Here is a 25,376-nt window from a genome sequence, read left to right on the forward strand (position 1 = left end):
TCAAAAAATTAAAGGTTAACATTTACACCTACTGAAATGGTGCGCAGGATTGGATAATCGTACGCATTTGAAGTATATGGATCCTTGTATTTAAGCGGATTAACCAAGGTCCAGAGGTTGTTGCCGGTTAACAATATCCTGGCGCCGCTCAGTCCCAGTTTTTTAACCACATTTAACGGCGCTCTGTAGCTGAGTGTCATGTTATTAATACGCACCATGGTTCCGTTAACAGCCCAAAAGTCAGAGTTTTTAGTCAGTGACGGATCATCAAAGCGGGGATATTTTCCGCCCATCGGATTGTCGATCGTCCAGCGGTCTTTCCAGATATCCAGCACATTCACCGTTGCTGACGGCGCAATGCGCGATTGGCTGTCGTAAAAGACCTTACCACCAAATCTGGCAGCAATATTGGTGTTTAAGTTAAAGGCTTTGTAAGATAAACCCAATGTTATGCCCGGCGCAAAAACCGGATTGGTATTGTTGTACAATGGCTGCATATCGTTATCATTGATAATGCCGTCGCCATTGGTATCTTCATAGTACAACCATCCTGGCTGAGGTACAAGGTTATAGGATCTGTAATTCGGATTTTTGGCCATAAAGGCATCAACCTCTGCCTGCGTCCTAAACATCCCCAGGTTTCTAAGCCCTATGTTGCCGGTGTTCCATTTCCTAGGATCTAAACCAAAGGTGATTGGCCAGTCGGGTGCAACGTTGTTAATAAGATTACCAGTGGTGTATATAATCCTGTCGTTTACAGAATTGCCGTAACTAAAGTTCATGTTAGCTTGCAGGCTCCAATCTTTAGCTACTTTGGCCCGGTAACCAATACTGAATTCAGTTCCCCAGTTGTATGTTTGGCGATAGTTAATTACCGGTGCGGCAAAGCCTGCGTATAAGGGGTATAATTGATTAGCGCCACGGTCAAAGGCATCATAATTATAATTTCTGAAGCCCTCAATTGATAAATCGAGTTTGTTGTTAAATAGCGAGGCTTCAATACCTACGTTAACCGTGCGCTTTTTTTCCCAGGTAATATCCGGATTGGGAATTACACCCTGGTTTAAGCTGTTTTGATTAGAGTTTCCGTACAAATAACCATTGCTTATATCGATCAGGTAGCGCTCTACCCATAACCGGTCGTTTACACGGTCATCTCCGGTGATACCCACATTAGCTTTCAGTTTTAAAAAGCTGATAAAAGGGAAACGCTTCATAAACTCCTCGTTACTAACCACCCAGCCCAAACCTATGCTTGGCGATAATCCCCAGCGGTTATCGGGTGCAAAGTTGGAGGAGGCATCAGCACGTAAAACACCTTCAATTAAATACTTCTTATCAAAGTTATAGCTAAAGCGGCCAAAGTATGACCGTTTTACAGACTGGGTTCTGCCAATACTCTGAACTCTTAAAGTTGACGCATCAAATGCCCAATACTCTTCGGCGTTGGGTATTAACTGATTTGAAAAGTTGACAGAAAGGTTTTCGCTATTAGACTCAGTTTGCTCACCGCCAGCCAAAATATCAAAGGTGTGCTTGCCAAATGTCCGGCCGTATTGTAAAGTTAAAAATCCTTGATAACTGTTCGTTTCCGACAAGCCCGGCGTTACCCTTTGGTTGCCTATGTCAACGTTTTGAAAGGTTGGATTAGTGGCAGTGAGTTGATTGCTAAATAATGCCTGGTTGTTACCCATTCTGGCAAAATTGTAAGTTAGGTAAGGTGGCCTGTACTGCCGGCTGTTGGTAGAACCACTGCCCTGTGATATCTGAAATCTTGCTGTAAAGCCTTTCAGATAAGTAGGCTGATAAGTTAAATTAGCATTAATACGATAGGCTTTTGATTTTTGTCTTTCATAATAGCCCGACTCTATTAAAGCTTTAGGATTAACGGTGATATTGCTATTAACATAATTAACATATTTTCCATCAATGCTAATGGGAACCCATCGCGGAACACTTACAATGCGTCGGAAAAATTCATTATCGCTATCGGTTTGGTTATGTTGTGCATTCCTGATGTTCCAATCTACGTTGAAGGCGATATCTGCCTTTAGTCCATTTACTATAGTGGCTACTAAGCCGCTTCTGAAGCTGTACTTGTCGTATTTTAAGCCCGGATAGTTTGCATCTTCGCTTTGGTAACTACCGCCGGTGAAAAAAGTTACCTTATCACTACCGCCCGAAAGCCCGATATTGTGCCGCTGCATAGTTGAGGCTTGCCATAACTCGTCATACCAGCTTTTATAATCCAAGCCCTTAATATATTCCAGATCTTCAGGCGCGAACAAAGACGACGCAGGTGCGCTTTGTGTTCTGTAGGTGTCATTCAATAATAGGGCGTGATCATAGGCCGATAGCATTTTAGGAGTTCTTGAGGCGTCTGTAACACCATAGTAGCCGTTATAAGTTAAGCTGGGTCGGCCAATCTTTCCTCTTTTGGTGGTAACTAACACCACACCTTTGGCGCCTGATGCACCGTAAATAGCGGCAGATGCATCTTTCAGGAACGTTAAATTTTCAACCTGTGATGCATCCAGTGCATCAAATGCCTCTCTGCTTACCGTAATACCATCAATGATGTATAAGGGTTCGGCAGTTACGCCAAGTGTTTGGGCTGTTTCAGATGCCGTTGAGTTACGTATATTGAGCGTAACGGTTGACCCTGGACGACCTGATACTTGTGATACACTTACGCCGGCTATTCTATTCCTTAGCGACGCAGCCAGATTAGGAGCCGGAATGTCCTGAAGTTCCTGTCCGGTAACGGTGGCTACCGAGCCCAAAATTTCAGTGCGTTTCTTTGTGCCATAGCCCACTACAACCACATCGGTTAAGGTGCTGCGTTCTTCTGACATGCTAACATCTATGCGGGCCTGTGTGCCCACAGTTACTTGTTTCCTTACAAAACCCACGTATGAAAAAACCAGCACATCGCTGTTAGAGCGTACCTGGATGGTGTATAACCCATCGACCGTGGTGCTTACATTACTGGGCAAGCCCCTTATGGCTACATTTACACCGGGCAGGGGAGTACCTACACTGTCTGTAACCTTGCCTGTTACCCGTCGTTCTTGCGCCAATGCAAGCGAACAAGCCAATGTACAGAGCAACATCAGCAAAGAAAATTTACGTAAAAAATTTAGATCCATAAAAGTTTATTTGGTTGGAGAATATTGTTGAAAGTGTAATAGCACGGCGAAAGCAGGAGCGTAGGATAGCTCTGCAAAACGGAAACGTACAAGATGGTTTTGGCAAACACTATTGAGAAGAGTATACTTTTAGTTCATAGGCATCTTTTGATTATAGATATTAATTGGTTATTTACTGCTTAATGCCGTGCTTCTCAGGTACGGCATTTCTTTATTCTTGGAAACTTACTCAATTAGCGCTACCAATGCTGGTCACCTGGACCTGGCCGTGCGTATTACTTGATTTGCTGCGCTGTTTTCTTAACACATTTAAATGAGCCTTATCAAATTTCTATACAATCAAGTAATCGATTGTAGGTTATCTGCCTCTGTTGCCCATTGCTCCATTTTATGATTAAAAAAGCTATCGCTTGTAATCTGTTTAATGGATATAATTAAATTTAACACGCTTAACAAAACGAACAGAACACGTTATTTTCTTTTATACAAGTTGCGGTACGCTGCCGCCTCAATAAATTAGGCTTCTTTAGAAACGCTTGGCTTGAAAAATGATAATATATTATCAAAGTGCGAGCAAAACCTGCAGTCTTAAAATTTAAAATGTAATGAACTGATATTGAAGCAGCAAATAAGCTAGCGTTCTTTATTCTTGGTTGTATCTAATTGGTTATGTTGCAAATATGCCCTTGCAGGTCATAAGTTTCATTGCATTTATTATCATATTTTTGTAGTATGTTGTCACAGCTAGAGCTCCATACCATCTTTAATCTAATACTGTGTTTGTGCAGGCAGATCTGTTATGCTAATATAAAACGAGCCATCTTCAGATATGACATGCGTTAGAAGTGCGCATGTATGCTGTAGAAAGCAAAATTAAAAAGGCGTTATTTATTTCTGTGGGTCAACACACTCGTCCGTTTTCTTATAGTAGTTTGTACCTTTTGATGCCCTAACAAATGAATATGTTGCCTACCTCATAACTCCAGAAACCCGTTTTAAAGCTGCTTTATAAGCTATTCTTATAGCAATACTTTCTTAACATGGCTTTCATCAGTCAGACCAAATTCTGCGGCAATTTGTTTAAGTACATAACCGCCCTTCTCGATTCTTTGACGGATTAAGGATTTACGATAATCGGCGATGTAATCACGTAATGTTATACCGGTATTTCTTTTAAAGTACGGACCTATATAATCTGCAGTGGTGTTAAAATGAGCGGCTATCACTGGCGACTTTAACTTAGCTGGCGTGTAAATGTGCTTATGCAAATAACAAAATACCGCCTGCATGTCCCTGCTCCGGTTTGCGGTAGCTTTCAATTCGGGCATATTACGCTGTAAAAGTGCCGCCAGCCCTAGTACCTGTAACCAGATGAGCTGCTCATTGGATAGAATATCGTGTTGCAGGGAAAGAATTACCTGGATAATTCTGGCAGCTGAGTTTTGATCTGCAGAATTAAGACGAAAGCCAGAAAAATGTGTTTCCCGGCTTTTAATCAAGTATTCAAGTTGCTGGAGGCCGTAGGTAGAACCGGTGCTTACGTGGTGGATAAAAAAGTCGGTAAATTTGATAAAAACAAACCTTGTCAGCGATCGGATATCGAAGTAATGTTCCTCTTCTGGTCCGATAAGGAAAATGTCGCCGCGTTTATAGGCAATGCTATTCCCATTAATAAAATGCGAACCTGATCCCTGGCTTATATAGATCAGCTCATAATGATTATGTTTATGAACCGGGTGCGGCCACGTGGTCGCCTCAAATTCGGATATAGCCAGAGGCTGAAACTGTTTGTATCGCTTCATAGTGGAAATATACCAATTTATAGCGGAACTTTACAAATTAGTTGGTACTGGCATGGAATACCTTTGTTGTGTTAAATTAATAAGGCAACAAAATAATCATTATGCAAAAAACAGCATTAGTAGTTGGCGCAAACGGTGTAATTGCGTCTAACCTGATCCGCCATTTACTAGATCTTGGGGATTGGAAAATCATCGGTTTATCCAGGCGTGGTGGTACCAATAGCGAAAAATTAAAATACCATTCCGTTGACTTGCTTAATCGGGAAGAGTGCCAGGAAAAGCTAATCGGCTTAAAGGAAATTACACATATCTTTTATGCTGCCTTTCAGGATCGGCCAACCTGGGCAGAACTGGTGCAGCCGAATTTGGCAATGCTCACGAACGTTGTAGATGCCGTAGAGCCTATTGCAGAAAACCTCCAACACATCAGTTTAATGCAGGGATACAAGGTTTATGGCGCTCATTTGGGGCCTTTTAAAACACCTGCCAAAGAAAGCGACGGCGGTCACATGCCTCCGGAATTTAATATTGACCAGCAGGATTACCTGGAGAGTAAACAAAAGGGTAAAAATTGGACATGGTCTGCCATCAGGCCATCTGTGGTAGCGGGTACAGCACTAGGCAACCCAATGAACTTGGTACTGGTTATTGCGGTTTATGCCTCCATTTCCAAAGAACTTGGACTGCCGTTGCGTTTTCCGGGTAAACCAGGCGCTTATGACACGCTGCTGGAAATGACGGATGCAGGCTTGTTAGCCAAAGCAACTGTTTGGGCAGCAACGAATGAGCAATGTGCCAACCAGGCGTTTAATATTACTAATGGTGACCTGTTTCGCTGGAACGAGCTTTGGCCGAAAATTGCCGGCTATTTTGGATTAGAGACTGCGCCGCCTTTAACTATGTCACTACAAACTGTAATGGCCGATAAGGAAGACTTGTGGAAACAGATTCAGGAAAGGCACGGATTGAACAGACACAGTTACCAGGAGCTAACCTCATGGCCTTTTGGTGATGCCGTTTTCGGCTGGGATTATGATTTCTTTGGCGATGGTACAAAAGCCCGGCGTTTGGGTTTTCATGAATTTGTAGATACGGAGCAGATGTTCTACAACTTGTTTGATGAATTAAGGGTGAAAAAAGTTATCCCATAAACCTCTATTTAATAGGTTTGTGATTTTTTGTCAAACGATAGATTGCGTAAATACCCGGAACCATGGGTAAGATAGCCGTATACATGCCTGCGAAATAGTAACGTCCTGTAACCTTATAATAATAGTTGTGCATGTTATCTATCTGAGTTCCTTTAATCTGTTGGCTGATACTGTTAATGTTGGTGGGCTCAATTGCAGGCTGGAGTCCGTTATCTATAAAAAAGACATGCCTGCATACCTGTCCGCTGTTTAACAGGTAATCGCCTTTATCAAACGTTTTACATTTAAGCTTTTCCTGCAACTCGTTATTGGCAATGGGGGTAAGCGGCGAAAGCAGGTTTGCAAATTGGTTGAATCCGGTCATCGCTTATTTTTTTAGGCTGATAGTACAAACCTAGCAGAATATATTGTTGAATTGGGAATGATACAGTTAAAATGTGTCGGAGCTTTTCAGGGGCAGTCAGCTGTCTTTATTGTTGGGCTGCAAAATAGTATGCACATTAAAGCAGCTTTTTAAACTCTTCCATATAAGCTCCGATTTTAAAGCAGCAAATTGATAGGAGCATTTACCTCTTATTTAAAGGGATTGCATGCACAAAGGGTTTATAAGTTTTGCCAAGCAAGCCGGTGACTAGCATTTATGCACTCAATTGAATGAGGCCCTGAACTCTACAGGTGTTTTACTGGTTTTGGCTTTAAATAACTTGCTGAACGACGGCAAATGCTCAAACCCTAAGCTGTAAGCAATTTCGCCTATTGATAATTCTGTGGTCGATAATTTTTCCTTGGCTTTTTCAATCAGTTTTTCATGTATGTGTTGCTGGGCGCTTTGGCCAGTGAGGATTTTGAGCAGGCTGCTCAAATATTTGGGCGAAAGGTTTAATGATTCTGCAACGTGGGCAACGGTAGGCAATCCCTTTAACAGCAGGTCATCGCTATTAAAGTAGTCAGCAAGTAAGGTTTCTACCCGTTCAAGTATCTGATGATTCGACTTTTCGCGGGTAATAAACTGGCGATGATAATACCGGTCTGCATAGTTCAGCAATGCTTCAATATGCGAAATAATGATGCTTTTGCTAAACCGGTCTATATTGGCCTGGTACTCTTCAAAAATGCTTTGAATGATGTTGTTAATGGTTGTCTCTTCTTTTTCAGACAAAAACAATGCTTCATTTAGTGAATAATCCCAAAAATCATATTGCCGGATAGTTTTGGCTAGCGCCGTATTCCACAAAAAATCAGAATGGATGTAGATCACCCACCCTGATTTTTCTGCCTTCTTGCCTTTGTCATCAACATCAATATTTAGTACCTGGTTGGGCTGTATAAAAGACATGATGCCATCATTAAAATCGAATGGACGCTGTCCATATTGCACTTTAAAGTTGATCATTCTTTTTACAGAAATGGAATAAAAGTCCATTGCCATGCTTTGTGGATCGGGATTATCCGAATGGGGTACTGTAGCTACGTTTACAACGCTGATGAGCGGATGGAGCGGCGCCGGTAAGCCCACAAAATGATGAAATTCTGCTATCGATTTGAAATGCCTCATGCCGTAACGCTTATTTTTTGATGTTCAAAACCAGTCTGCCTTTTACATGCCAGGTTTCGCTTGCGCGGTGAGCATCGGCCACCTCTTCCAAAGGAAACACTTTATTGATCAAAACCTTTACTTTTCCGGCATCAATTAATTCAGCTATTTCCTTTAGCCATTCCTGCCGGGGCTGATTAGCAGCTAAAGCAACTTTTACTTTTTTGGCCTTACCTGCTTCCATTAATTCGTCATTGAATGGAAAGTCGGTATTAACGCTTACAAACGTACCGTCTTCTTTCAAAACGGCAACAGCTTTTACCCGCTCGCGGTTATTACGGGTTGGCGAAGCTTCGAGTACTACATCAATATCGCGCAGTACACTTTCAAATTGCTGCGTTTTGTAATCAATTACTTCGTCAGCGCCCAATTGCTTTACGTAATTCACATTATCTGCAGATGCCATGCCGATTACGTAAGCGCCTTTTGATTTGGCAAACTGCACCGCAAAACTACCTACGCCGCCCGAAGCGCCCTGGATCAAAATGCGCTGGCCCGGCTGGAGATCGCCATGTGCAAATATACCGGTCCATGCAGTTAAGGCTGCTAATGGTACACCGGCGGCCTGCGTAAAATCAAGACTGCGCGGTTTGATGGCAAACTGGGTCGCCTTACCAACACAATACTCTGCGTAACTTCCATCGCCCGGAAAGTTGGGAACGCCATAAACCTGGTCACCCGGTTTTAAGTAAGTCACTTCGCTGCCGGCTTCAACAACAACTCCGGCCGCATCCCAACCCAATGTCATGGGCAACGTCAAGAACGAATGCAGGCCTTCGTTCGCCCCGCTTCTGATCACCCAGTCCACCGGATTAACACCGCTTGCATAAACCTCAACCAAAACCTCGTCGGACGCTGGAGCAGGCAGAGCTATATCTTCAATTTTCATGACCTCTCGTCCACCATATTCATTGATTCTTACTGCTTTCATGGTTGTTAAATTTTATAAAACAAAGGTCATTACTCATATTGATCGGCATTTAGCCGAAATACGCTTTGTGTTAGCCGAAATTCTGCAAATTAATGATTGCAAGCCGTTTTAAGCTGCAGTAGAAAATTGCTTTGAATAATTTGATATATAAACCTTTGATTTGCTCCTGCTAATAAACGCCCCAATGAACGAACTTGAAACTTATATCCATCACCATTTCGGCATTAGTCCGGATGACTGTCAGCGCGTGAGCGGATTGTTTAAGACCGAGACGCTGGAAAAAGGTGCCTACTGGCTGCGGACAGGTAAGTTTTGCAATAAGCTTAGCTTTATAGAAAGCGGTATTTTAAGGGTATACATCAACTTGCCTGAAAAAGAGGTTACCCAGTGGATAGGCACAGCCGGGTATTTTGTCACGGATGTTCAGGGTTTTATGTTTCGTAACACTTCCCGTTTCAATATGCAGGCTGTAACCGACATGCGTTTGTTCACAATCGATTATGAAGGATACCTGACGATGGGAAAGCTGGTGCCCAAGTGGCATGAGTTTGAGAAACTGTTTATGGGTAAATGTTTTGTAATGTTGGAGAACCGCATTTTCGACTTCATCTCCATGACCGCCGAAGAGCGTTACCAAAAACTGTTCGATCAGAACCGTGAACTCTTTAACCAGGTACCCCTGCAATACCTGGCCTCCATGCTGGGTATGACACCGAGACCTTTAGCCGGATTAGAAGAAAAATGCTTTCTTGATTTTTGTCAAGCGCAAACCCCCGTTTTCGCGCCTACGTTTGACCTAACCAAAAATTAGTGTCATGAATCAGGAAAAGGCCATGGATTTCACCATCAGATTTGAAGAAGCAGCCATAACAGCAGTTGCTATTTATTTTTTATCAAAATACAACCTTGGTTTGTCGGTTTGGCTGTGGGTGTTACTGTTTTTTAGCCCTGATTTCTCTATGCTGGGGTATGTTGTGAACGCCCGGATAGGAGCCTTTACCTACAATTTGTTTCACCACCGAGGGGTAGCACTGGCCCTGCTGGCTACCGGCTTTCTTATGCACCTGGATATATTCATTACCGGCGGTTTACTATTGGTAGCGCATTCATCGTTTGATCGTATGCTGGGTTACGGCCTTAAGTTTCCTGATGATTTTAAGCATACCAGTTCGGGCAGGATTGGGAAAGATAAATAATCCTTGGGGGTAACCGGCGCCAAATCCTCTTTAAGCTGTAAAAAGCGCTTGGGGCTGTTACAAAGCGACGCCAAGATGCGCCACGCACCGTCCGCCTATCAGATCGAGTGCATCCTGTACATCCCCGTGAAAAATATGTTTCTCCCTGTCTTTCATAGTTGGTATCCTTAAAGATGCCAAATGTATTTGAACGATTAGAACTCAAGGGCGTTATTTGTGCAGGCATCTACACTAGAAGTTTAATGGATTAGCTGTGCGTGGGCCTCTTACTATTTTTAAAAACTAAAAAGACAACCTATGGATCTTCCCTTTAAAATGGAACAGGTTTATAATACGCCGATAGAAAAAGTATGGCAAGCGCTAACTGATCAAGATGCTATGAAAATATGGTACTTTCCTCAGTTGAAGCGGTTTGAGCCTTCGGTAGGATTTAATATGGAGTTTGATGATGACGGATCATCTTTCAAAAAGCAGTGGCAAGTTACACAAGTACTAAGTGGAAAAAAGTTGGCGCATAGCTGGACTTATCACGGGTACCCCGGTGCTTCAGAGGTAATATTTTGAATTAATCGGGGAGGGTAGCCAAACCCGGCTTAAGCTAACACATACGGGGCTGTCAAGCTTTCCAAATGATCCGCATTTTGCGAGGCACCGATTTGAAGATGGCTGGAAGTGGATTATTGGTAACAAACTAAAGCATTATTTAAAAGAGACTTATAACTGATCCTTTCCGTATGTATGGCTCAATTATAGATACGATCTTTTGCCTCATTGCTGTTTTGAAGGTGCAATGCGTGGTAATCACGCTAAGTGCATCAATTACTGCATTTTTCTAATGGTTGTTCCGGCAGCATGATCACTCCATCGCCAATCCACACGTTGTCATCAATTTTTCAGGCAAGGTATAAGTTCGAAAGTAATGCAAGCCCGAATCTTAAGGCATTAATACGTAGAAGAAGACGCCGAACCGCAAAATGGGCTAAAAAAAGAGCTAATTTAAAACAGTTTGTTACGAAATGGGCAGTGTAACACCCTTCTGATTTGACAATCATTATAATTATTGATTATATTCGCTATAGAAGAGGTGGAAGATTATCAATATTATACTGATCAGGAACTAATATCTTTAATGAAGGGTAACAGCCATTCTGCGTTTACTCAAATTTATGATCGCTACCAGGGTTTGTTGTATATATATGCCTGTAAAATTACCAAAGACGAAAACGAAGCAGAGGATATTGTGCAGGAAGTGCTGTTTTACCTTTGGGATAAACGGAACACCATAACGTTTGAGCATAGTTTAGCATCTTACTTATATAGCGCAGTTAGGTATAAATTTTTTAATTTGCTCGACCGTAAAAAAGTTAGAACAGATTATGCAGTTTCTTTTCAAAAATTTATAGACCGGGAAACCGTCCAGGCCGATTATGTAGTGCGGGAGAAAGAACTTAGTCGTTTAATTGAGAAAGAAATAGCTATGTTACCCGATAAAATGCGGGAAATATTCTAGTTGAGTCGAAAAGGGCATCTTTCGCATAGGGAAATTGCACTTAAACTCAACATCTCCGAAAAAACAGTCAAAAATCAAGTTAATAATGCTTTAAAAAGTTTAAGAATTAAGCTTGGTTTAGTATCCTTTCTGCTGTTTTTAATAAAATATTAACATTTTGTTAAAAAAGTATAAATATATCTGGGCCCTAATCCCTATTTAGCTTACATATGTTATATCCCCATAGGGATAGCTATGTATGCAAGAGAAAAATACGCCTGAAAAATTAATTCAAAAATATGCAGAAGGTACCTGCAATGAGCAGGAAAGGGCAATTGTTGAGAGCTGGCACCTTTACGACTTGTCGGAGAGTACTGTTGAGCCCTCGGCGCAAAGTATAAACGATGCCCATTCAAGGGGGCGCCAGGCGGTAATTGCGCATCTGCAGGCTAATCGTCCCGTTCGTAAATTGCTGCCACAAATTCTTGCAGCAGCATCTGTTTTAATCTTTTTAGGCATAGGCGCTTTTTTTCTGTTTGCTAATTACAATGCAGCAACTATCGAAAAAAAGTTGTCTGCCATTAAGCCGGGCAGCAATCAAGCTATTTTAACTTTAGCTAATGGTCAGCAAATAAACTTAACCAATGCTGAAAATCGCAAGCTTGCGGCGCAAGGCAGTAAAAGGATTAAACAAGCCACAGACGGATTTTTAACTTATCAGCTAAATTCAACTGACGTTAATGACAACACTGTAGAGTATAACTCCATTAATACGCCTGTAGGAGGTCAATATCACCTTACATTGGCCGACGGCACTAACGTCTGGCTGAATGCGGCATCATCTATTAAATTCCCAACCATTTTTAAGGGCACAGAACGCAAAGTTGAAGTTACCGGCGAGGTTTACTTTGAGGTAGCTCATAATGCCGCCAAGCCTTTCAAGGTAGTTACAGACAAACAGGTAGTTGAAGTTTTGGGAACACATTTCAACGTCAATGCCTACCCGGATGAAGCCAACATCAAGACTACGTTATTAGAAGGTTCTGTAAAAGTATCTGCGAATGACGCAAGTACAATTATCAAACCCGGGCAGCAGTCGGTTTTACACGAAGGCCGTTTAAACGTAAACAAAGCGGTTGATCTGGATGAAGCCATAGCCTGGAAAAACGGTTATTTTCAATTTAACGATGAGCGAATTGAAAGTGTAATGCGTAAGCTATCACGCTGGTATAATATTGACATGCAATACCAGGGAGAGCCTTTAAATGAAGGCTTTAGCGGTACAATATCCCGATCAAAAAATATAAGCCAGGTTTTAAAAATGCTGGAGAGAACAAAAGCCGTTCATTATAAAATTGAAGGAAGGAGGGTGACAATCATCCAGTAAAATTTTACCCCACTGCCCTCCCATAAAAAAAGCCATTCCGATTGAGCCCGGAATGACCTTAACAATGGATTCGAAATTATAAACTATTGATAAACTGCGTTATGCCTCTTCTATTACCACAATGCAAAGGCAATTCGCTTAAACCCATGTTACCCAAATGTACAAATTTTACCCTAAAATTTTTGTGCAGCCGCCAGGCTGTATCCATCATTGGATTTTGACTATGAAGTTAACCACCCTACTTTTAATTATAGCTATTTTTCAGGTAAGCGCATCAACCTATGCGCAACAGGTTAGCCTATCGGAAAAAAATACACCGTTAGAGCAGGTATTTAATAAAATACGGGTACAAACTGGTTATGATATTCTTTATACCACTTCCCTGTTAAAAGGTTCGAGGCCTGTTACTATTAAAGTAACCAATGGCAATTTGGATGATGTGCTTAAGCGGGTGTTTGTTGGGCAACCACTGGAGTATTCTATTGAAGACAAATCGGTTGTTGTTTCAAAAAAACAAAAAACGCTTTTGGAAAAAGCAATCAATTTATTTGCTATACCTACAGATGTAAGCGGACGTGTAGTGAGCGATTCGACGAGAACACCGCTTATTGGTGCAAACGTTCGGTCAAAGGCAAACAACACAGTTGCAACAACCGATGTTAACGGTGCATTTACGCTGAAGAACATTGAAATAGGTACCGTATTAGAGATATCTTACATAGGTTTTGTAACCCAGCAGGTAAGCGTTACCCGTGAAAACGCCGCAAATCTTAACATCATACTTAAAAGCGATGTTAGCCGTTTACAGGAGGTTTCGATCATATCAAACGGTTACCAAACTATTGCTAAAGAAAGAAGCGCAGGCTCATTTGCCAAGCCCGATCTGAATGCAGTTGTAAACCGCTCAACCAGTATGAACGTTTTGCAAAGGCTGGATGGTTTAATACCAGGTTTAACCGTAAATAATGCACCCGGGCAAACGGCTTCCCCTTATATCCTCAGAGGTTTAACTTCGGTATCTATCAGCTCATCACCTTTATATGTAGTGGATGGTATTCCGCTGCCTGATGTAAGTGGAAGCCAATTTACTAATATAAGTTCTGTAACTGGTATAAATAGTATCAATCCACAAGATATAGCAGATATTACGGTTCTTAAAGACGCTACCGCCGCTTCAATCTGGGGCTCAAGGGCTGCTAATGGTGTAATTGTTATTGTTACCAAAAGAGGCCTTAGAGGTGAGAGAGTAAGGGTTACTTATGATGCTTTTGTGAACTTTCAGGGCAAGCCCGATTTGAATTACTTTCCGGTGCTAAACAGCCAGCAGTTTATACAGGCCGCCCGGGAAACCTTTGACCCGGTTGCTTATCCTTACAACAGCGTTACCTTACCAACTGCCGGTGCCGGGTTAGCGCCGCATGAAGTGATTTTGTACAACCAAAATTTAGGCAGAATAACTGCTGCACAGGCTAACAGCAGCTTAGATAGCTTAGCTGCTATTAACAATAATCAGCAAATTAAAGACCTGTTTTACCGTAACGCCATGCTCATGAATCATACCTTATCGGTTTCGGGCGGGCAAAAAAATTATGCGTTTTATAGCTCTTTAGCTTATACAGATAACCGCAGCAATAGTCCAGGTCAAAGTAACAATACGTATAAAGTTAATTTACGCCAGGATTTTAACATAGGCACACGCATTCGCCTGGGTTTAATAACCGACTTAACCAACACTGTTAGCAACAGTCCGCGTAATATAAACGCTACTAACCAATTTTATCCTTACCAGTTATTTCAGGATAACGCAGGTAATAATATTTCAATGCCATACATGACCAGTCTGCCCGATGCGGTTAGACTTGATTATGAAACCCGCAGCCGTATTAATTTAAATTACAACCCGCTTGATGAAGTAAATTATGGTTACCAAAAAAACGATTTTTTGTTGAGCCGCAATATTTTCAACGTTGGTGTGAAGCTAATAAGCGGTTTAAATTATACCGGAACATTCAGCTTTATAAAAAGTACCAATCGCACGCGCGAGTATGACGACCGTAACAGTTATAGGGTAAGAGCGCAAACCGCACAATTTACCGTTGCACCTACCGCCACCTCAACACCCGTTTACAACCTGCCCAATACTGGTGGCAACTATCAAGTAAGTAATATAAACCAACGTAACTGGACTGTGCGCAACCAGTTAGATTATAACAAGAGCTGGAATAACGGGCTGCACCAGCTTACATTACTGGCAGGCCAGGAGGTACAGGAACAATTTAATATTTTCAACTTAAGCAGTATAAAGGGTTGGGACCCCCTGTTGCAATCTGGAGTGCTGGTTGATTATAAAACTTTGAATGCCGGCTTGGCTAACCCGGTTTGGCCAGGTATATTAGGTGCCAATGTAAGCCAGTTAAATGATCAGATCTTTGGTCAGGTCGAAGTGTTAAGCCGCTTTGTCTCTTACTATGGAAATGCAAGTTACACCTTTAACCGCAAGTACACGGTTAATGGCAGTTACCGTATTGATAAAAGCAACAATTTTGGTATTAATACAGCCGCGCAAAATAAACCAGTATGGAGTGTAGGCGGTAAATGGGCAATTGGTGAAGAAAGCTTTGTGAAAAATGTAACCTGGATAAATAACCTGGCACTGCGCGCAACTTACGGTATATCAGGTAATGCACCTTTGCCAGGTACAGCAGCATCTTACGATATTATATCAGGTACTTCCAATAGCTTTTTACCTAACGGGCGCGGGCTACAGATTGCAACACCTGCCAACAGGTCATTAACCTGGGAAGGTACTACTACTACTAACTTAGGTTTAGATATTGCCGTTTTAAATAGCCGTTTGAGTGCCGCTATTGATATTTACCAAAAGAAAACAAAGGATTTGTTGGGCTATGTACCCACTAATAGCTTTACAGGTTACCCAAGCATATATGGTAACTTAGGCGATTTGGAAAATAAAGGTGTAGAGTTGAGTTTAACTTCTGTTAACGTACGCAAGCCAAATTTTACCTGGAGCACTACACTTAACGGGGCCTACAACAAAAACGTGATTACCAGCTTAAATATAATTACTACGCCCGTTACAACAGGCAGTGGCACCAATGGCATGGTAAACCAGCGGTTTATAACTGGTTACCCTGGCTATGCCTTATTTGCGTTCGAGTACGCAGGTTTAGATAACCTGGGCGACCCGCAAATACGTTTGGCTAATGGTACAGTAACCAAAGCATTAAATGCAAGCAAGCCAAATGATATTAAGTTTATGGGCAGTACACAACCTAAATGGAGCGGTGGTTTATCCAACAACGTCACTTACAAATCTTTTGGGCTTAACCTGAATGCCATTTTCAACTTAGGGCATGTAATGCGTAGAGATGTTGACAATTTTTATTCAACCCGTTTAACCCACAGCTCAACCTCTAACGGATTTACAACCGGCAACGTTCATGCCGACTTTGTTAATCGCTGGAGACAGCCCGGCGATGAACTAACTACCAACATTCCGTCTTTTGTAGCGAATCCAACCATAGCGGCACGTCGGGATATTAGTTATTATACACTTGCCGATATTAATGTGATCAGTGCATCGTTCGTTAAAATGCGTGATATAACGCTAACCTATAGTTTACCGCAACAAATAATTAAAAAGATCCATGCCGAAGGTGTTACCCTGCGCGCGCAAGTATCAAACTTAATGTTGTGGAAAGCCAATAAAGATGGTATTGATCCCGAATTTCAAAGTGGTATCGACGGTTACAGAACTCTCCGAACCAACCAGGGTACAGTAACTTTCGGATTAAATGTAAGATTATAATAATCTCAAAAGAAATGAAACATAACTATCATAAAATAACGCTTTTAGCCCTGTTACTGGTGGTTGCCTCAACCGCTTGTAAGAAAAGCTTTTTAGAAGTAATTCCTAAAGGAAAACTTGTTGCACAAACCTCTTCAGACTATAGCCTGCTTTTAAGTAACCTCGATCTTTTGAATATGGGGGCCGCTAATGTGCAGGTTGCTATGGGTGATGAAGTTGCTGCAGTAGAGCCGTACTTTACTACGGGCTTGTCGGCCTCATTAAAAACGCAGAGGAGTTTTCGCTGGGAGTCTGTTATTTACGAAGCCAACGAAGATGCCGGTGAAACACTAGTGCCGCTTAGGAATATTTACCTGTACAATAAGGTAATTAACGAAGTGCCCAATGCAACTGATGGTACTGCTCAATTTAAACTTCAAATTGAATCGGAAGCCAGAGCAGGCCGGGCATGGGCTTATTTCATGCTCATCAATTACTACGGAAAACCCTATAATGCAGCTACCGCTGCAACTGATCCTGGATTTCCTATTGTAGAGGTGGCCGATGTGACTACAACAAAGTTTGACAGGGCCAGTGTGAAGGACGTGTATGATTTTATCATCAAAGACCTGGTAACAGCCATACCTAATCTAACACCGCAGGTAGTTAACAGAACCCGCATGTCAAAAGCAGCCGCCGAAGCTATATTAGGGAAAGTATATCTGTTTATGGGGCGTTATAATGATGCACTAACCATGCTGAATGCAGCTTTTACCGACATGGCCAACCAGGGAACACCGGTTAAGTTGTATGACTACAATGTTGAATTTGCAACCGGCGGTGTTTTTTTACCAATAAACGCCACCTCGGGCCCGGCTTCAATTTTGTTGCCCAATAACGCGGAAAGCCTTTACTCTAAACAGTTTGCAAACGGCTTTACCAGTTCATATAACGATATTGTAATCACACCGCAAACGGCAGCCCTGTTTGGTGCTTCAGACCAGCGCTTAAAATTTTATGCCAATTCTACTTACAGTACCAAACTTCCTTTTCCGGTAGCAGGCGTATTACGAAAACAAAAAGGTTCGCAAACCTTGTTTGGCATGCAAGTGCCCGACCTTTATTTGCTGAGAGCCGAATGCCGGTGCCGCACAAATGACCTCACTGGTGCCAAGGCAGATGTTGAGGCATTACGTGTAAAACGTATGCCGGCTGCTGATGCTACTGTTCCGGCAGCTATTGCCAACCAGCAAGTGGCGCTGCTTAGGTTTATTTTGGATGAACGTATCCGCGAGTTTGCTGTTGAAGGTTACAGGTGGTTTGATATGAGGCGGCTTTCTGTAGATCCGCTGTTCTCCTCAACCACTTATACGCATACGCTGTATTCGGCAACAGGTACCACCACTACTTTTCAATTAAAGCCCGAACGCTTGACGCTGCGCTTACCGCAAAAAATAATTGATCAGAATCCTAACATCGAAAACAATCCATAATTGATGATTGATATGAATTTCAAAAAAACAATATTGCTAGTGGCCGGCTTATGGCCGCTAGCTTTAATGGCACAAAGCGGGTATACCATAACCGGTAAAATGCCGGCGTTAAAAGTGCCGGCCAAAGCTTACCTGGTTACCATTCAAAACGGAGCCTGGAAAGAAACCGACTCGGTAGAAGTAAAGGGCGGTAAATTTCAGTTCAAAGGCAGTGTTAACGAACCGCAGCAGGCCATCTTAGCTGTTAAGCGAACCGGTGTGCCTGAGGTTCGTACTCAGGGCGATCAGTTAGGCTTTTTCCTCGAAAATTCTAATATTGTATTTACTGCTACCGACTCTATCATAAAATCAAAGGTAACCGGCTCGGTTGCCGATAGAGAAAGTCATGAGCTGGAGGCCCAGGTTAGACCTTTAACCAATAACATTATAAGGCTTAATAATAAGTTCTCCAAATACAACAAAGCTTCCGCAAGCTTAACTGCCGAAGAGCGAAAGATAGCATCAGACAGTGTAGCCAATTGGGTTACCGAGATCAGAGACATTAAGTTGAAGTTTGTAGAAACGCACCTTAATTCATTTATGGGGTTGTATACTTACAGTTATTCTATTTTAGGCAGTAAGTTTAACCCGGCTGCTGTGGAGCCGCTGTACCATAAGCTGTCTCCCCAACTGCAAGCATCAGAGCTGGGCAAGCGTACAGCTGAAAAAATTGAGATTGCCAAAAGAGGTCAGGCAGGTATAAAGGTTACCGATTTTACCCAAAACGATGTTAATGGTAAAGCCTTCACACTGTCTTCATTAAGAGGAAAGTATGTATTGGTTGATTTTTGGGCCAGCTGGTGTGCACCCTGCCGTGCCGAAAACCCCAATGTGCGTAAAGCCTACCAAGCCTTAAAAGACAAAAACTTTGAGATTGTAAGTGTATCGTTAGATATGGGAAAGCCGCAATGGGTGGATGCTATTAATAAAGATGGTATGCCCTGGATTCATGTAAGTGATTTAAAGGGCTGGAAAAACGAGGTGGCAATTTTATACGGCGTTAATTCGGTACCGCAAAACTTATTAATTGACCCTCGGGGTGTTATTGTGGCCAGAGATCTTCGTGGGGATGATCTAACAGCCAAGCTATCAGCATACATTAAATAAAATATCCGCTATACGTACGATGATGAAGAAAGTAATGATAACCCTGCTGTGCGCATTGCCATTGATGGTGCATGCACAGGATAAGTTTGAGATCAATGGAAAGCTTACCAATCCGGGTAGCGAAAAGCTTGCCATACTTAGCTACAAAAACAGCCAGGGCAAAGATAAGAGTGATACAGTAGCCGTTAAAGCAGGTAAATTTATGTTTACCGGCGAAACAGCATTTGGCAACAGGGCCTATCTTATATTAGTGCCAAGCAAGAAAGATAGTGTTAAGACCCGCCGCCAAGCCGATTACAAAGATTTTTATTTGGAAAAAGGAAAGTACACGGTGGTAGCTGCTGATAGTATTAAAAACGCAAAAATCACAGGTGCACAGGCCCAAACCGATTACCTTGCGTATGATAGTCAAATGGGACCGCTATCGGCCCAGTATCAGCTATTAGCCAACAGGTATCTGAAAGCCAGGTCGGCAAAAGATACAGCCGAAATTAAGCGGATACAAACCGAAGGTAAACCTTTAGGTGTTAAAATGAATGCGGCTTTAGACGCTTTTATCTTTAGTCACCCCGACTCCTACGTAACGCTCGATTTGGTAGCTAACGAAAAGGCTGCAGTTATAGACCCTAAAGTTTTTGATCCTTACTATAAATCGCTTAGCAAAAGGGTGTTAGGTAGCTTTACCGGGCAAAGATTGGCAGCTAAGTATCAGAAAGCAATGCAGTTATCAATAGGTAAAACGCTTGATTTTACCCAGATCGATGACAAAGGTAATGAGTTTAAGCTGTCGGCATTAAGAGGCAAATACGTATTAGTTGATTTTTGGGCCAGCTGGTGTGCACCTTGCCGTGCCGAAAACCCTAATTTGTTAAAAGCCTACCGTACACTGAAAGATAAGAAGTTGGAAATAGTAGGAATTTCTTTAGATGAAACCAAGGCTGCCTGGTTAAAAGCCGTAGCGCAGGATGCTATGCCGTGGATACAAGTAAGCGATTTAAAAGGCTTTAAAAATGATGTTGCCGTTAAATTCGGCATTACCGCAATTCCTCAAAACGTATTAATCAACCCCGAAGGTGTAATTATTGCCAAAAACCTTCGTGGCGAAGACCTTACCCAAACATTGTCGACCTATATTAAATAACAGGCATTAGTAAATACAATTATGAAAAAAATATTTTTTGCAACGCTGTGCCTGCTACCCTTTTTGGGAAAGGCACAAAGCGGCTACACCATTACCGGCAAAGTAGGTAACTTGAATGCGCCTGCCAAAGCATACCTGGCCTATATGGTGGATGGTAAGCGGGTTGTTGATTCGGTAGAGATGAAAAATGGTACGTTTGCATTTAAAGGATCGGTGGCATCACCGGTACCGGCGGGCATAACCATTAGGCATGATGCTGCCCCTTTAACCAGGAACATGGATATTTTGGGATTGTATCTCGAAAATGCCCGTATTGTGGTAAACGCCCCCGACTCAGTTAAACGCGCTTCTATTAAAGGCTCTGTTATTAATGATGACAATAAAGCGCTGAACGAATACATTAAGCCGTTAAGAATTAAAATGAATGCCTTAAAGGCAGCATGGACTGGTGTTAAACCACAACCCGAAAATCCGCTTTATGTTAAAGCGGCTGATAGCTTACGGAATATGATTGCCGAAGAAAAGGCTTTGTACACGAAATTTATTGAATCGCACCCTAACTCCTATGTCGCTTTAGTGAGCTTTAACAATATAGGGTTAGGCTATAATTTCGATCCAAAAGTTGCAGATGTGCAATTCAATAAGTTTTCAGCAGCGCTACGCGAATCGGCACTGGGTAAACAAACGGCCGAAAAGATTGCCATTGCCAAAAAGAAGGATCTAGGCGTATTAGCGATGGACTTTACACAAAATGATGTAAACGACAAACCGGTAAAACTATCTGACTTTAAAGGCAAATATGTATTGGTTGATTTTTGGGCAAGCTGGTGCGCGCCCTGCCGTGCGGAAAACCCAAATGTTGTAAAAACTTACAATCAGCTAAAGGGTAAAAACTTCGAAATTATTGGTGTATCGTTAGATGATAAAAAGGCGGCTTGGTTAAAAGCTATTGAAACAGACGGACTACCCTGGGTACAGGTAAGTGATTTGAAAGGCTGGAAAAACGATGTTGCCCTTAAGTATGGCGTATCTGCCATTCCCGAAAACATTTTGATAGACCCCACCGGGAAAGTAATTGCCAAAAACCTGCGCGGCGAGGAACTGATGACTAAGCTATCGGCCCTGGTAAAATAATACCGGTTAGCCAATATTAGCCTCTACAGGCTAAAAACATTAATGTATATCCAGCATGACCCATTGGGTTATACTAGATATACATTATCAGATAGGATAAGCCGTATCGCTTTTGGTTTCCGACAATACAAAAAAGCTTTGTATAGAATGAATATTAGGTAGTGTGGCTAATTTATGCCGGTAAAAATCATGGTAAGCGTTCATGTCGCTGGTGGCAATGCGCAATAGAAAGTCGAAGGTGCCGGTCATCTGGAAGCATTCCATTACTTCGGGAAATTGAACCACCTCATTTTCAAACTGACGGAGCGTATCTGCCGCATGCCCGTTTAAAAGTACCTGGCTAAAAGCAATTAACGATTTATCAATTTTTTTGCTGTTTAAAATGGCTACCACCCTATCAATATATCCTTGTTCTTTTAAGCGTCTAATCCGTTCATGAACCGTAGCAATTGACTTATGCAGGGTGAACGAGATCTCTTTATTGGTCAATTCAGCGTTCTTCTGTAGTAGATTAAGTATGTCTATATCTGTATTGTCCAAACCCTTTATGGTCATAATCATAAATCGAAATCCGTAAAAAATTTAGTAAGCGATCCAAACTGTGGCTTACACTGTAAATAACATAAAAATATAAGCAATACTCCGTAAAATTTATGGGTTTTAGCGTAATCATTGACGCATAATTTATATATGTTGATTTTTACTGTAAATAATTATAAGCGTGAACGATAGTCTGACAGCCGGTTTGAGTACCGAACTTGAAAGTAAATTTAACAACCTTTGGCACCTGGTGGGTAATACACCTATGCTGGAATTGCAGTACCAGCATAAAGGTAAATCGGGGTGCATTTATGTAAAATGCGAACATTACAATTTAACCGGCAGCATTAAAGACAGGATGGCTTTATACATTATGTACAAGGCCTACCTTAATGGTAATGTAAGGCCTGGTGATACTATAGTAGAGGCTACCAGTGGCAATACAGGTATTGCATTTGCAGCAATTGGCCGTGCATTAGGCCATTCGGTTAAAATCATTTTGCCTAACTGGTTAAGCAAAGAGCGCATTGATATAATTAAAAGCATGGGCGCCGAGGTTATACTGATTAGTAAAGAACAAGGAGGTTTTTTGGGCAGTATAGCACTGGCCGAATACATGGCCAATGAATTTTCAAATATATTTTTACCACAGCAGTTTGAAAACCTGTACAATGCCGAAGCTCACGAAACAACCACCGGCCCCGAGATATGGCAACAGCTTGCAAGCATAGGTAAACAGCCAGACGCCATTGTTGCGGGCGTTGGTACCGGTGGTACCATTATGGGTATAGGTAAATACCTTAAAACCCAGCAGCCGGGAATAAAGACCCATCCTTTAGAGCCGGCCGAATCGCCAACGCTAACCACCGGTCATAAAGTGGGCAGCCATCGTATTCAGGGTATATCTGATGAGTTTATACCGGCCATTCTGAAATTGGATGAAATGGATCAAGTTATACAAGCCCATGATGGTGATGCCATTTTGATGGCCCAGAAGCTGGCCCGGCAATTGGGCTTGGCGGTAGGCATATCATCAGGTGCAAACCTAATTGGCGCTATCAAACTGCAAGAACAAATGGGTTACAACGCAACCATTGTTACCATGCTTTGTGATGATAATAAAAAGTACCTGAGCACAGACCTCATGAAGGACGAGCCTGTTAAAGAAGGCTACCTGTCTACCAACGTTGATTTCACCGGCTATCATCCTATTAGCCGACTTAAAGACACATACATAAAATAATTTTTATAAATGAAAAAGATGTTATTGATAGCAGCAACCATACTGGTAAGCCTGCAGTTACACGCACAAATATTAACTCCGGTAAAATGGAGCTACGGCAGTAAAAAAACCGGAAAAGCAGAAGCCGTGATATTTGTTAAAGCAACAATTGATGCGGGATGGCACCTGTACTCACAAACCGTTAAAGAAGGCGGCCCGGTAAAAACCACTTTTACATTCGCACCATCGCCGGCATACACACTGGTTGGTAAAACCCACGAGCCGGCTCCTATTACCCGTTATGAAAAGGTGTTTAGCATGAATGTAAGCTTCTTTGAAAAGCAGGTTATATTTCAGCAAAAAATTAAATTGAAAGCCGGTCAGGCTACTGTAAAAGGCACGTTAGAATATATGACCTGCAATGACAAGCAATGCCTGCCGCCCGAAACTATCGAGTTTAGCATCCCTGTTAAATAAGCGATGACCCTTCAATTTACACACTTATACCGGTTGCTATTAGTAACCTTAATGTTATCGACGGGTTTGGCCGTAAATGCTTACAGCCAGGATACGGTATCAACAGCCAATTTGGAGTTTTCTCCCATTACGGCTGATACGGGCAACGCTATTATTATTAAAAACAGCGACACCGTTAAGGAAAAGGCTGTAGCGCAAAAAAACAATCATACAACGGCAGCTAAAACAGACGTAAAAAAATCATTATGGGCCATATTCATCGCCGGCTTAATAGGTGGTTTTGCCGCCGTGCTGATGCCTTGTATTTTCCCAATGCTGCCCATGACGGTGAGCTACTTTATTAAAAGTGGTGAAAATAAGGGAAGCGGGGTGAGCAGGGCGCTCATTTACGGCATTTCTATTATTGTTATTTACGTAGTGCTGGGGTTAATTGTAACGGTCATATTCGGGCCGGCAGCGCTTAATAGCCTTTCTACCAATGGGGTATTTAACTTTCTGTTTTTTTTAATGCTGGTGTTATTTGCCGCTTCTTTTTTAGGCGCTTTCGAAATAACGTTACCCAGTTCATGGGGCAATAAAATGGACCAGCAGTCGGACAAAGGCGGCATGGCGGGTATCTTTTTTATGGCGGCTACCTTGGCGCTTGTGTCTTTTAGTTGTACGGGCCCTATTGTGGGCTCGTTATTGGTGCAGGCTGCAACTACTGGTGCCTTATTAGGGCCTGCGGTAGGTATGTTTGGCTTTTCGCTGGCACTGGCTATACCGTTTGTACTGTTTGCTATGTTTCCGGGTATGATGCAGTCGTTACCCAAATCAGGCGGCTGGCTAAATAGTGTAAAAGTTGTATTAGGCTTTTTGGAACTTGCCTTAGCTTTCAAGTTTCTTTCTAACGTTGATTTGGCCTACCACTGGAAACTGTTTGACCGTGAAGTGTTCCTGGTACTTTGGATTGTTATTTTTGCCCTAATGGGCTTTTATTTGCTGGGCAAGTTAACCTTTAGCCATGATAGTAAGTTGCCGTATATTTCGGTGCCCAGGCTGTTTTTAGCCATTGTCGTTTTGTCGTTCACCATATACATGGTTCCGGGCTTATGGGGGGCGCCGCTTAAATCCTTATCGGGGCTTTTGCCGCCGCAGTCAACGCAGGATTTTGACTTGTATACGGCTACCCTGAATGGTGGCGGACGACTCAGCACGTCATCTGCCAATGAACAGGCACCACATAAATATGCCGAGCTTTTTGATAAGCCGGCAGGCTTAAACCCTTACTTTGATTATGACGAGGGTATGGCGTATGCAGCCAAAGTGCATAAACCCGTGATGATTGATTTTACCGGACACGCCTGCGTTAACTGCCGAAAAATGGAAGCCAGTGTTTGGACCGACAAAGAGGTTTACCAGCGCATTAGCCAGCAATATGTGCTGATACAGCTATACGTTGATGACAAGACCGACCTGGCACAAACTGAACAAATTACTACACCGCAGGGAAAACAAATAAAAACTATAGGCAACAAATGGAGCAATCTGGAAGCATCAAAATTTCAGGCCAATTCGCAGCCTTTTTATGTACTGTTGGATAATAGCGGCAATTTGCTGGTACCGGCAGGCGGAGCAGATTATGATCCGGTTAGTTACCTGAAATTTTTAGATAGCGGTTTGCAGGCTTACCAAAAGTTGGGCAGGTAATACGCCTTAAATGACGCAAATAATAGA

The 25,376-nt window shown here is 42.3% G+C and carries 21 protein-coding genes; 15 read left to right on the forward strand and 6 right to left on the reverse strand.

Annotated features, from left to right (window positions below):
• Window positions 1-8: 8 nt before the first annotated feature.
• Together ABDD94_RS00955 and ABDD94_RS00960 are read right to left on the reverse strand one after the other, a co-directional pair.
• Entirely contained in the window at window positions 9-3,149 is a 3,141-nt protein-coding gene (locus ABDD94_RS00955; protein WP_345954297.1) for a SusC/RagA family TonB-linked outer membrane protein, read from the reverse strand.
• A gap of 1,019 nt (window positions 3,150-4,168) precedes the next feature.
• Complete coding sequence (locus ABDD94_RS00960; RefSeq protein ID WP_345954298.1) at window positions 4,169-4,951, reverse strand: AraC family transcriptional regulator; 783 nt, start codon at window positions 4,949-4,951, stop codon at window positions 4,169-4,171.
• A gap of 101 nt (window positions 4,952-5,052) precedes the next feature.
• Between ABDD94_RS00960 and ABDD94_RS00965 the strand changes: the two genes are divergently transcribed.
• Window positions 5,053-6,102 carry an SDR family oxidoreductase gene (locus ABDD94_RS00965; protein ID WP_345954299.1) on the forward strand — a complete coding sequence of 350 codons (1,050 nt, stop codon included), beginning with the start codon at window positions 5,053-5,055 and terminating at the stop codon, window positions 6,100-6,102.
• A gap of 4 nt (window positions 6,103-6,106) precedes the next feature.
• On the opposite strand, the gene ABDD94_RS00970 is transcribed toward ABDD94_RS00965, so the two are convergent.
• From ABDD94_RS00970 to ABDD94_RS00980, 3 genes are all read right to left on the reverse strand, one after another.
• Complete coding sequence (locus ABDD94_RS00970) at window positions 6,107-6,466, reverse strand: hypothetical protein (RefSeq protein WP_345954300.1); 360 nt, start codon at window positions 6,464-6,466, stop codon at window positions 6,107-6,109.
• 282 nt (window positions 6,467-6,748) lie between these two features.
• Window positions 6,749-7,657, reverse strand: coding sequence for a helix-turn-helix transcriptional regulator (locus ABDD94_RS00975; RefSeq protein WP_345954301.1), 909 nt, complete (start codon window positions 7,655-7,657; stop codon window positions 6,749-6,751).
• 10 nt (window positions 7,658-7,667) lie between these two features.
• Window positions 7,668-8,627, reverse strand: a complete 960-nt coding sequence (locus ABDD94_RS00980) for an NADP-dependent oxidoreductase (RefSeq protein ID WP_345954302.1) — start codon at window positions 8,625-8,627, stop codon at window positions 7,668-7,670.
• Window positions 8,628-8,811: 184 nt separating this feature from the next.
• On the opposite strand from ABDD94_RS00980, the gene ABDD94_RS00985 reads away from it, so the two are divergent.
• The 11 genes from ABDD94_RS00985 (at window position 8,812) to ABDD94_RS01035 (ending at window position 21,421) form a co-directional block, all read left to right on the forward strand.
• Window positions 8,812-9,438, forward strand: coding sequence for a cyclic nucleotide-binding protein (locus tag ABDD94_RS00985; protein ID WP_345954303.1), 627 nt, complete (start codon window positions 8,812-8,814; stop codon window positions 9,436-9,438).
• Between the two features lie 4 nt (window positions 9,439-9,442).
• Window positions 9,443-9,823, forward strand: coding sequence for a DUF4260 domain-containing protein (locus tag ABDD94_RS00990; protein ID WP_345954304.1), 381 nt, complete (start codon window positions 9,443-9,445; stop codon window positions 9,821-9,823).
• A gap of 297 nt (window positions 9,824-10,120) precedes the next feature.
• Window positions 10,121-10,387 (forward strand): SRPBCC domain-containing protein, encoded by a 267-nt coding sequence (locus tag ABDD94_RS00995; protein ID WP_345954305.1) that lies wholly within the window; start codon window positions 10,121-10,123, stop codon window positions 10,385-10,387.
• Between the two features lie 496 nt (window positions 10,388-10,883).
• A complete protein-coding gene (locus ABDD94_RS01000; protein ID WP_345954306.1) occupies window positions 10,884-11,333 on the forward strand; it encodes a sigma-70 family RNA polymerase sigma factor in 450 nt (149 codons plus the stop codon).
• Window positions 11,334-11,486, forward strand: coding sequence for a sigma factor-like helix-turn-helix DNA-binding protein (locus ABDD94_RS01005; RefSeq protein WP_345954307.1), 153 nt, complete (start codon window positions 11,334-11,336; stop codon window positions 11,484-11,486).
• Window positions 11,487-11,571: 85 nt separating this feature from the next.
• Window positions 11,572-12,699, forward strand: a complete 1,128-nt coding sequence (locus ABDD94_RS01010) for a FecR domain-containing protein (RefSeq protein ID WP_345954308.1) — start codon at window positions 11,572-11,574, stop codon at window positions 12,697-12,699.
• A 223-nt stretch (window positions 12,700-12,922) separates the two neighbouring features.
• Window positions 12,923-16,528 carry a SusC/RagA family TonB-linked outer membrane protein gene (locus ABDD94_RS01015; protein ID WP_345954309.1) on the forward strand — a complete coding sequence of 1,202 codons (3,606 nt, stop codon included), beginning with the start codon at window positions 12,923-12,925 and terminating at the stop codon, window positions 16,526-16,528.
• Between the two features lie 14 nt (window positions 16,529-16,542).
• Window positions 16,543-18,000: a RagB/SusD family nutrient uptake outer membrane protein gene (locus ABDD94_RS01020; RefSeq protein WP_345954310.1), complete on the forward strand. Its 1,458-nt coding sequence runs from the start codon at window positions 16,543-16,545 to the stop codon at window positions 17,998-18,000.
• Window positions 18,001-18,012: 12 nt separating this feature from the next.
• Complete coding sequence (locus ABDD94_RS01025; RefSeq protein ID WP_345954311.1) at window positions 18,013-19,146, forward strand: TlpA disulfide reductase family protein; 1,134 nt, start codon at window positions 18,013-18,015, stop codon at window positions 19,144-19,146.
• A gap of 19 nt (window positions 19,147-19,165) precedes the next feature.
• A complete protein-coding gene (locus ABDD94_RS01030; protein WP_345954312.1) occupies window positions 19,166-20,287 on the forward strand; it encodes a TlpA disulfide reductase family protein in 1,122 nt (373 codons plus the stop codon).
• A 21-nt stretch (window positions 20,288-20,308) separates the two neighbouring features.
• Complete coding sequence (locus ABDD94_RS01035) at window positions 20,309-21,421, forward strand: TlpA disulfide reductase family protein (protein ID WP_345954313.1); 1,113 nt, start codon at window positions 20,309-20,311, stop codon at window positions 21,419-21,421.
• An 87-nt stretch (window positions 21,422-21,508) separates the two neighbouring features.
• Here ABDD94_RS01035 and ABDD94_RS01040 read toward each other — a convergent pair whose 3' ends face one another.
• Entirely contained in the window at window positions 21,509-21,982 is a 474-nt protein-coding gene (locus ABDD94_RS01040) for an Lrp/AsnC family transcriptional regulator (RefSeq protein ID WP_345949674.1), read from the reverse strand.
• A 160-nt stretch (window positions 21,983-22,142) separates the two neighbouring features.
• Here ABDD94_RS01040 and ABDD94_RS01045 point away from each other — a divergent pair, with 160 nt between their 5' ends.
• Genes ABDD94_RS01045 through ABDD94_RS01055 form a run of 3 tightly spaced genes read left to right on the forward strand, consistent with a single transcriptional unit; the run spans window position 22,143 to window position 25,349 of the window.
• On the forward strand, window positions 22,143-23,204 hold the full coding sequence (locus tag ABDD94_RS01045) for a PLP-dependent cysteine synthase family protein (protein ID WP_345954314.1): 1,062 nt from the start codon (window positions 22,143-22,145) through the stop codon (window positions 23,202-23,204).
• Window positions 23,205-23,213: 9 nt separating this feature from the next.
• Window positions 23,214-23,660, forward strand: a complete 447-nt coding sequence (locus ABDD94_RS01050; protein ID WP_345954315.1) for a protein-disulfide reductase DsbD domain-containing protein — start codon at window positions 23,214-23,216, stop codon at window positions 23,658-23,660.
• A 3-nt stretch (window positions 23,661-23,663) separates the two neighbouring features.
• Complete coding sequence (locus ABDD94_RS01055; protein ID WP_345954316.1) at window positions 23,664-25,349, forward strand: cytochrome c biogenesis protein CcdA; 1,686 nt, start codon at window positions 23,664-23,666, stop codon at window positions 25,347-25,349.
• The last annotated feature ends 27 nt before the right edge of the window (window positions 25,350-25,376 follow it).

Origin of the sequence: Mucilaginibacter sp. PAMB04168, from assembly GCF_039634365.2 — a bacterium.
In the GTDB taxonomy this organism is placed as follows: Bacteria; Bacteroidota; Bacteroidia; order Sphingobacteriales; family Sphingobacteriaceae; genus Mucilaginibacter.

What these genes read in the sequence shown, in the direction of transcription:
- ABDD94_RS00955 (WP_345954297.1), bottom strand. Translation starts at nt 3,149, where the DNA reads ATGGATCTAAATTTTTTACGTAAATTTTCTTTGCTGATGTTGCTCTGT.
- ABDD94_RS00960 (WP_345954298.1), bottom strand. Translation starts at nt 4,951, where the DNA reads ATGAAGCGATACAAACAGTTTCAGCCTCTGGCTATATCCGAATTTGAG.
- ABDD94_RS00965 (WP_345954299.1), top strand. Translation starts at nt 5,053, where the DNA reads ATGCAAAAAACAGCATTAGTAGTTGGCGCAAACGGTGTAATTGCGTCT.
- ABDD94_RS00970 (WP_345954300.1), bottom strand. Translation starts at nt 6,466, where the DNA reads ATGACCGGATTCAACCAATTTGCAAACCTGCTTTCGCCGCTTACCCCC.
- ABDD94_RS00975 (WP_345954301.1), bottom strand. Translation starts at nt 7,657, where the DNA reads ATGAGGCATTTCAAATCGATAGCAGAATTTCATCATTTTGTGGGCTTA.
- ABDD94_RS00980 (WP_345954302.1), bottom strand. Translation starts at nt 8,627, where the DNA reads ATGAAAGCAGTAAGAATCAATGAATATGGTGGACGAGAGGTCATGAAA.
- ABDD94_RS00985 (WP_345954303.1), top strand. Translation starts at nt 8,812, where the DNA reads ATGAACGAACTTGAAACTTATATCCATCACCATTTCGGCATTAGTCCG.
- ABDD94_RS00990 (WP_345954304.1), top strand. Translation starts at nt 9,443, where the DNA reads ATGAATCAGGAAAAGGCCATGGATTTCACCATCAGATTTGAAGAAGCA.
- ABDD94_RS00995 (WP_345954305.1), top strand. Translation starts at nt 10,121, where the DNA reads ATGGATCTTCCCTTTAAAATGGAACAGGTTTATAATACGCCGATAGAA.
- ABDD94_RS01010 (WP_345954308.1), top strand. Translation starts at nt 11,572, where the DNA reads ATGCAAGAGAAAAATACGCCTGAAAAATTAATTCAAAAATATGCAGAA.
- ABDD94_RS01015 (WP_345954309.1), top strand. Translation starts at nt 12,923, where the DNA reads ATGAAGTTAACCACCCTACTTTTAATTATAGCTATTTTTCAGGTAAGC.
- ABDD94_RS01020 (WP_345954310.1), top strand. Translation starts at nt 16,543, where the DNA reads ATGAAACATAACTATCATAAAATAACGCTTTTAGCCCTGTTACTGGTG.
- ABDD94_RS01025 (WP_345954311.1), top strand. Translation starts at nt 18,013, where the DNA reads ATGAATTTCAAAAAAACAATATTGCTAGTGGCCGGCTTATGGCCGCTA.
- ABDD94_RS01030 (WP_345954312.1), top strand. Translation starts at nt 19,166, where the DNA reads ATGATGAAGAAAGTAATGATAACCCTGCTGTGCGCATTGCCATTGATG.
- ABDD94_RS01035 (WP_345954313.1), top strand. Translation starts at nt 20,309, where the DNA reads ATGAAAAAAATATTTTTTGCAACGCTGTGCCTGCTACCCTTTTTGGGA.
- ABDD94_RS01040 (WP_345949674.1), bottom strand. Translation starts at nt 21,982, where the DNA reads ATGATTATGACCATAAAGGGTTTGGACAATACAGATATAGACATACTT.
- ABDD94_RS01050 (WP_345954315.1), top strand. Translation starts at nt 23,214, where the DNA reads ATGAAAAAGATGTTATTGATAGCAGCAACCATACTGGTAAGCCTGCAG.
- ABDD94_RS01055 (WP_345954316.1), top strand. Translation starts at nt 23,664, where the DNA reads ATGACCCTTCAATTTACACACTTATACCGGTTGCTATTAGTAACCTTA.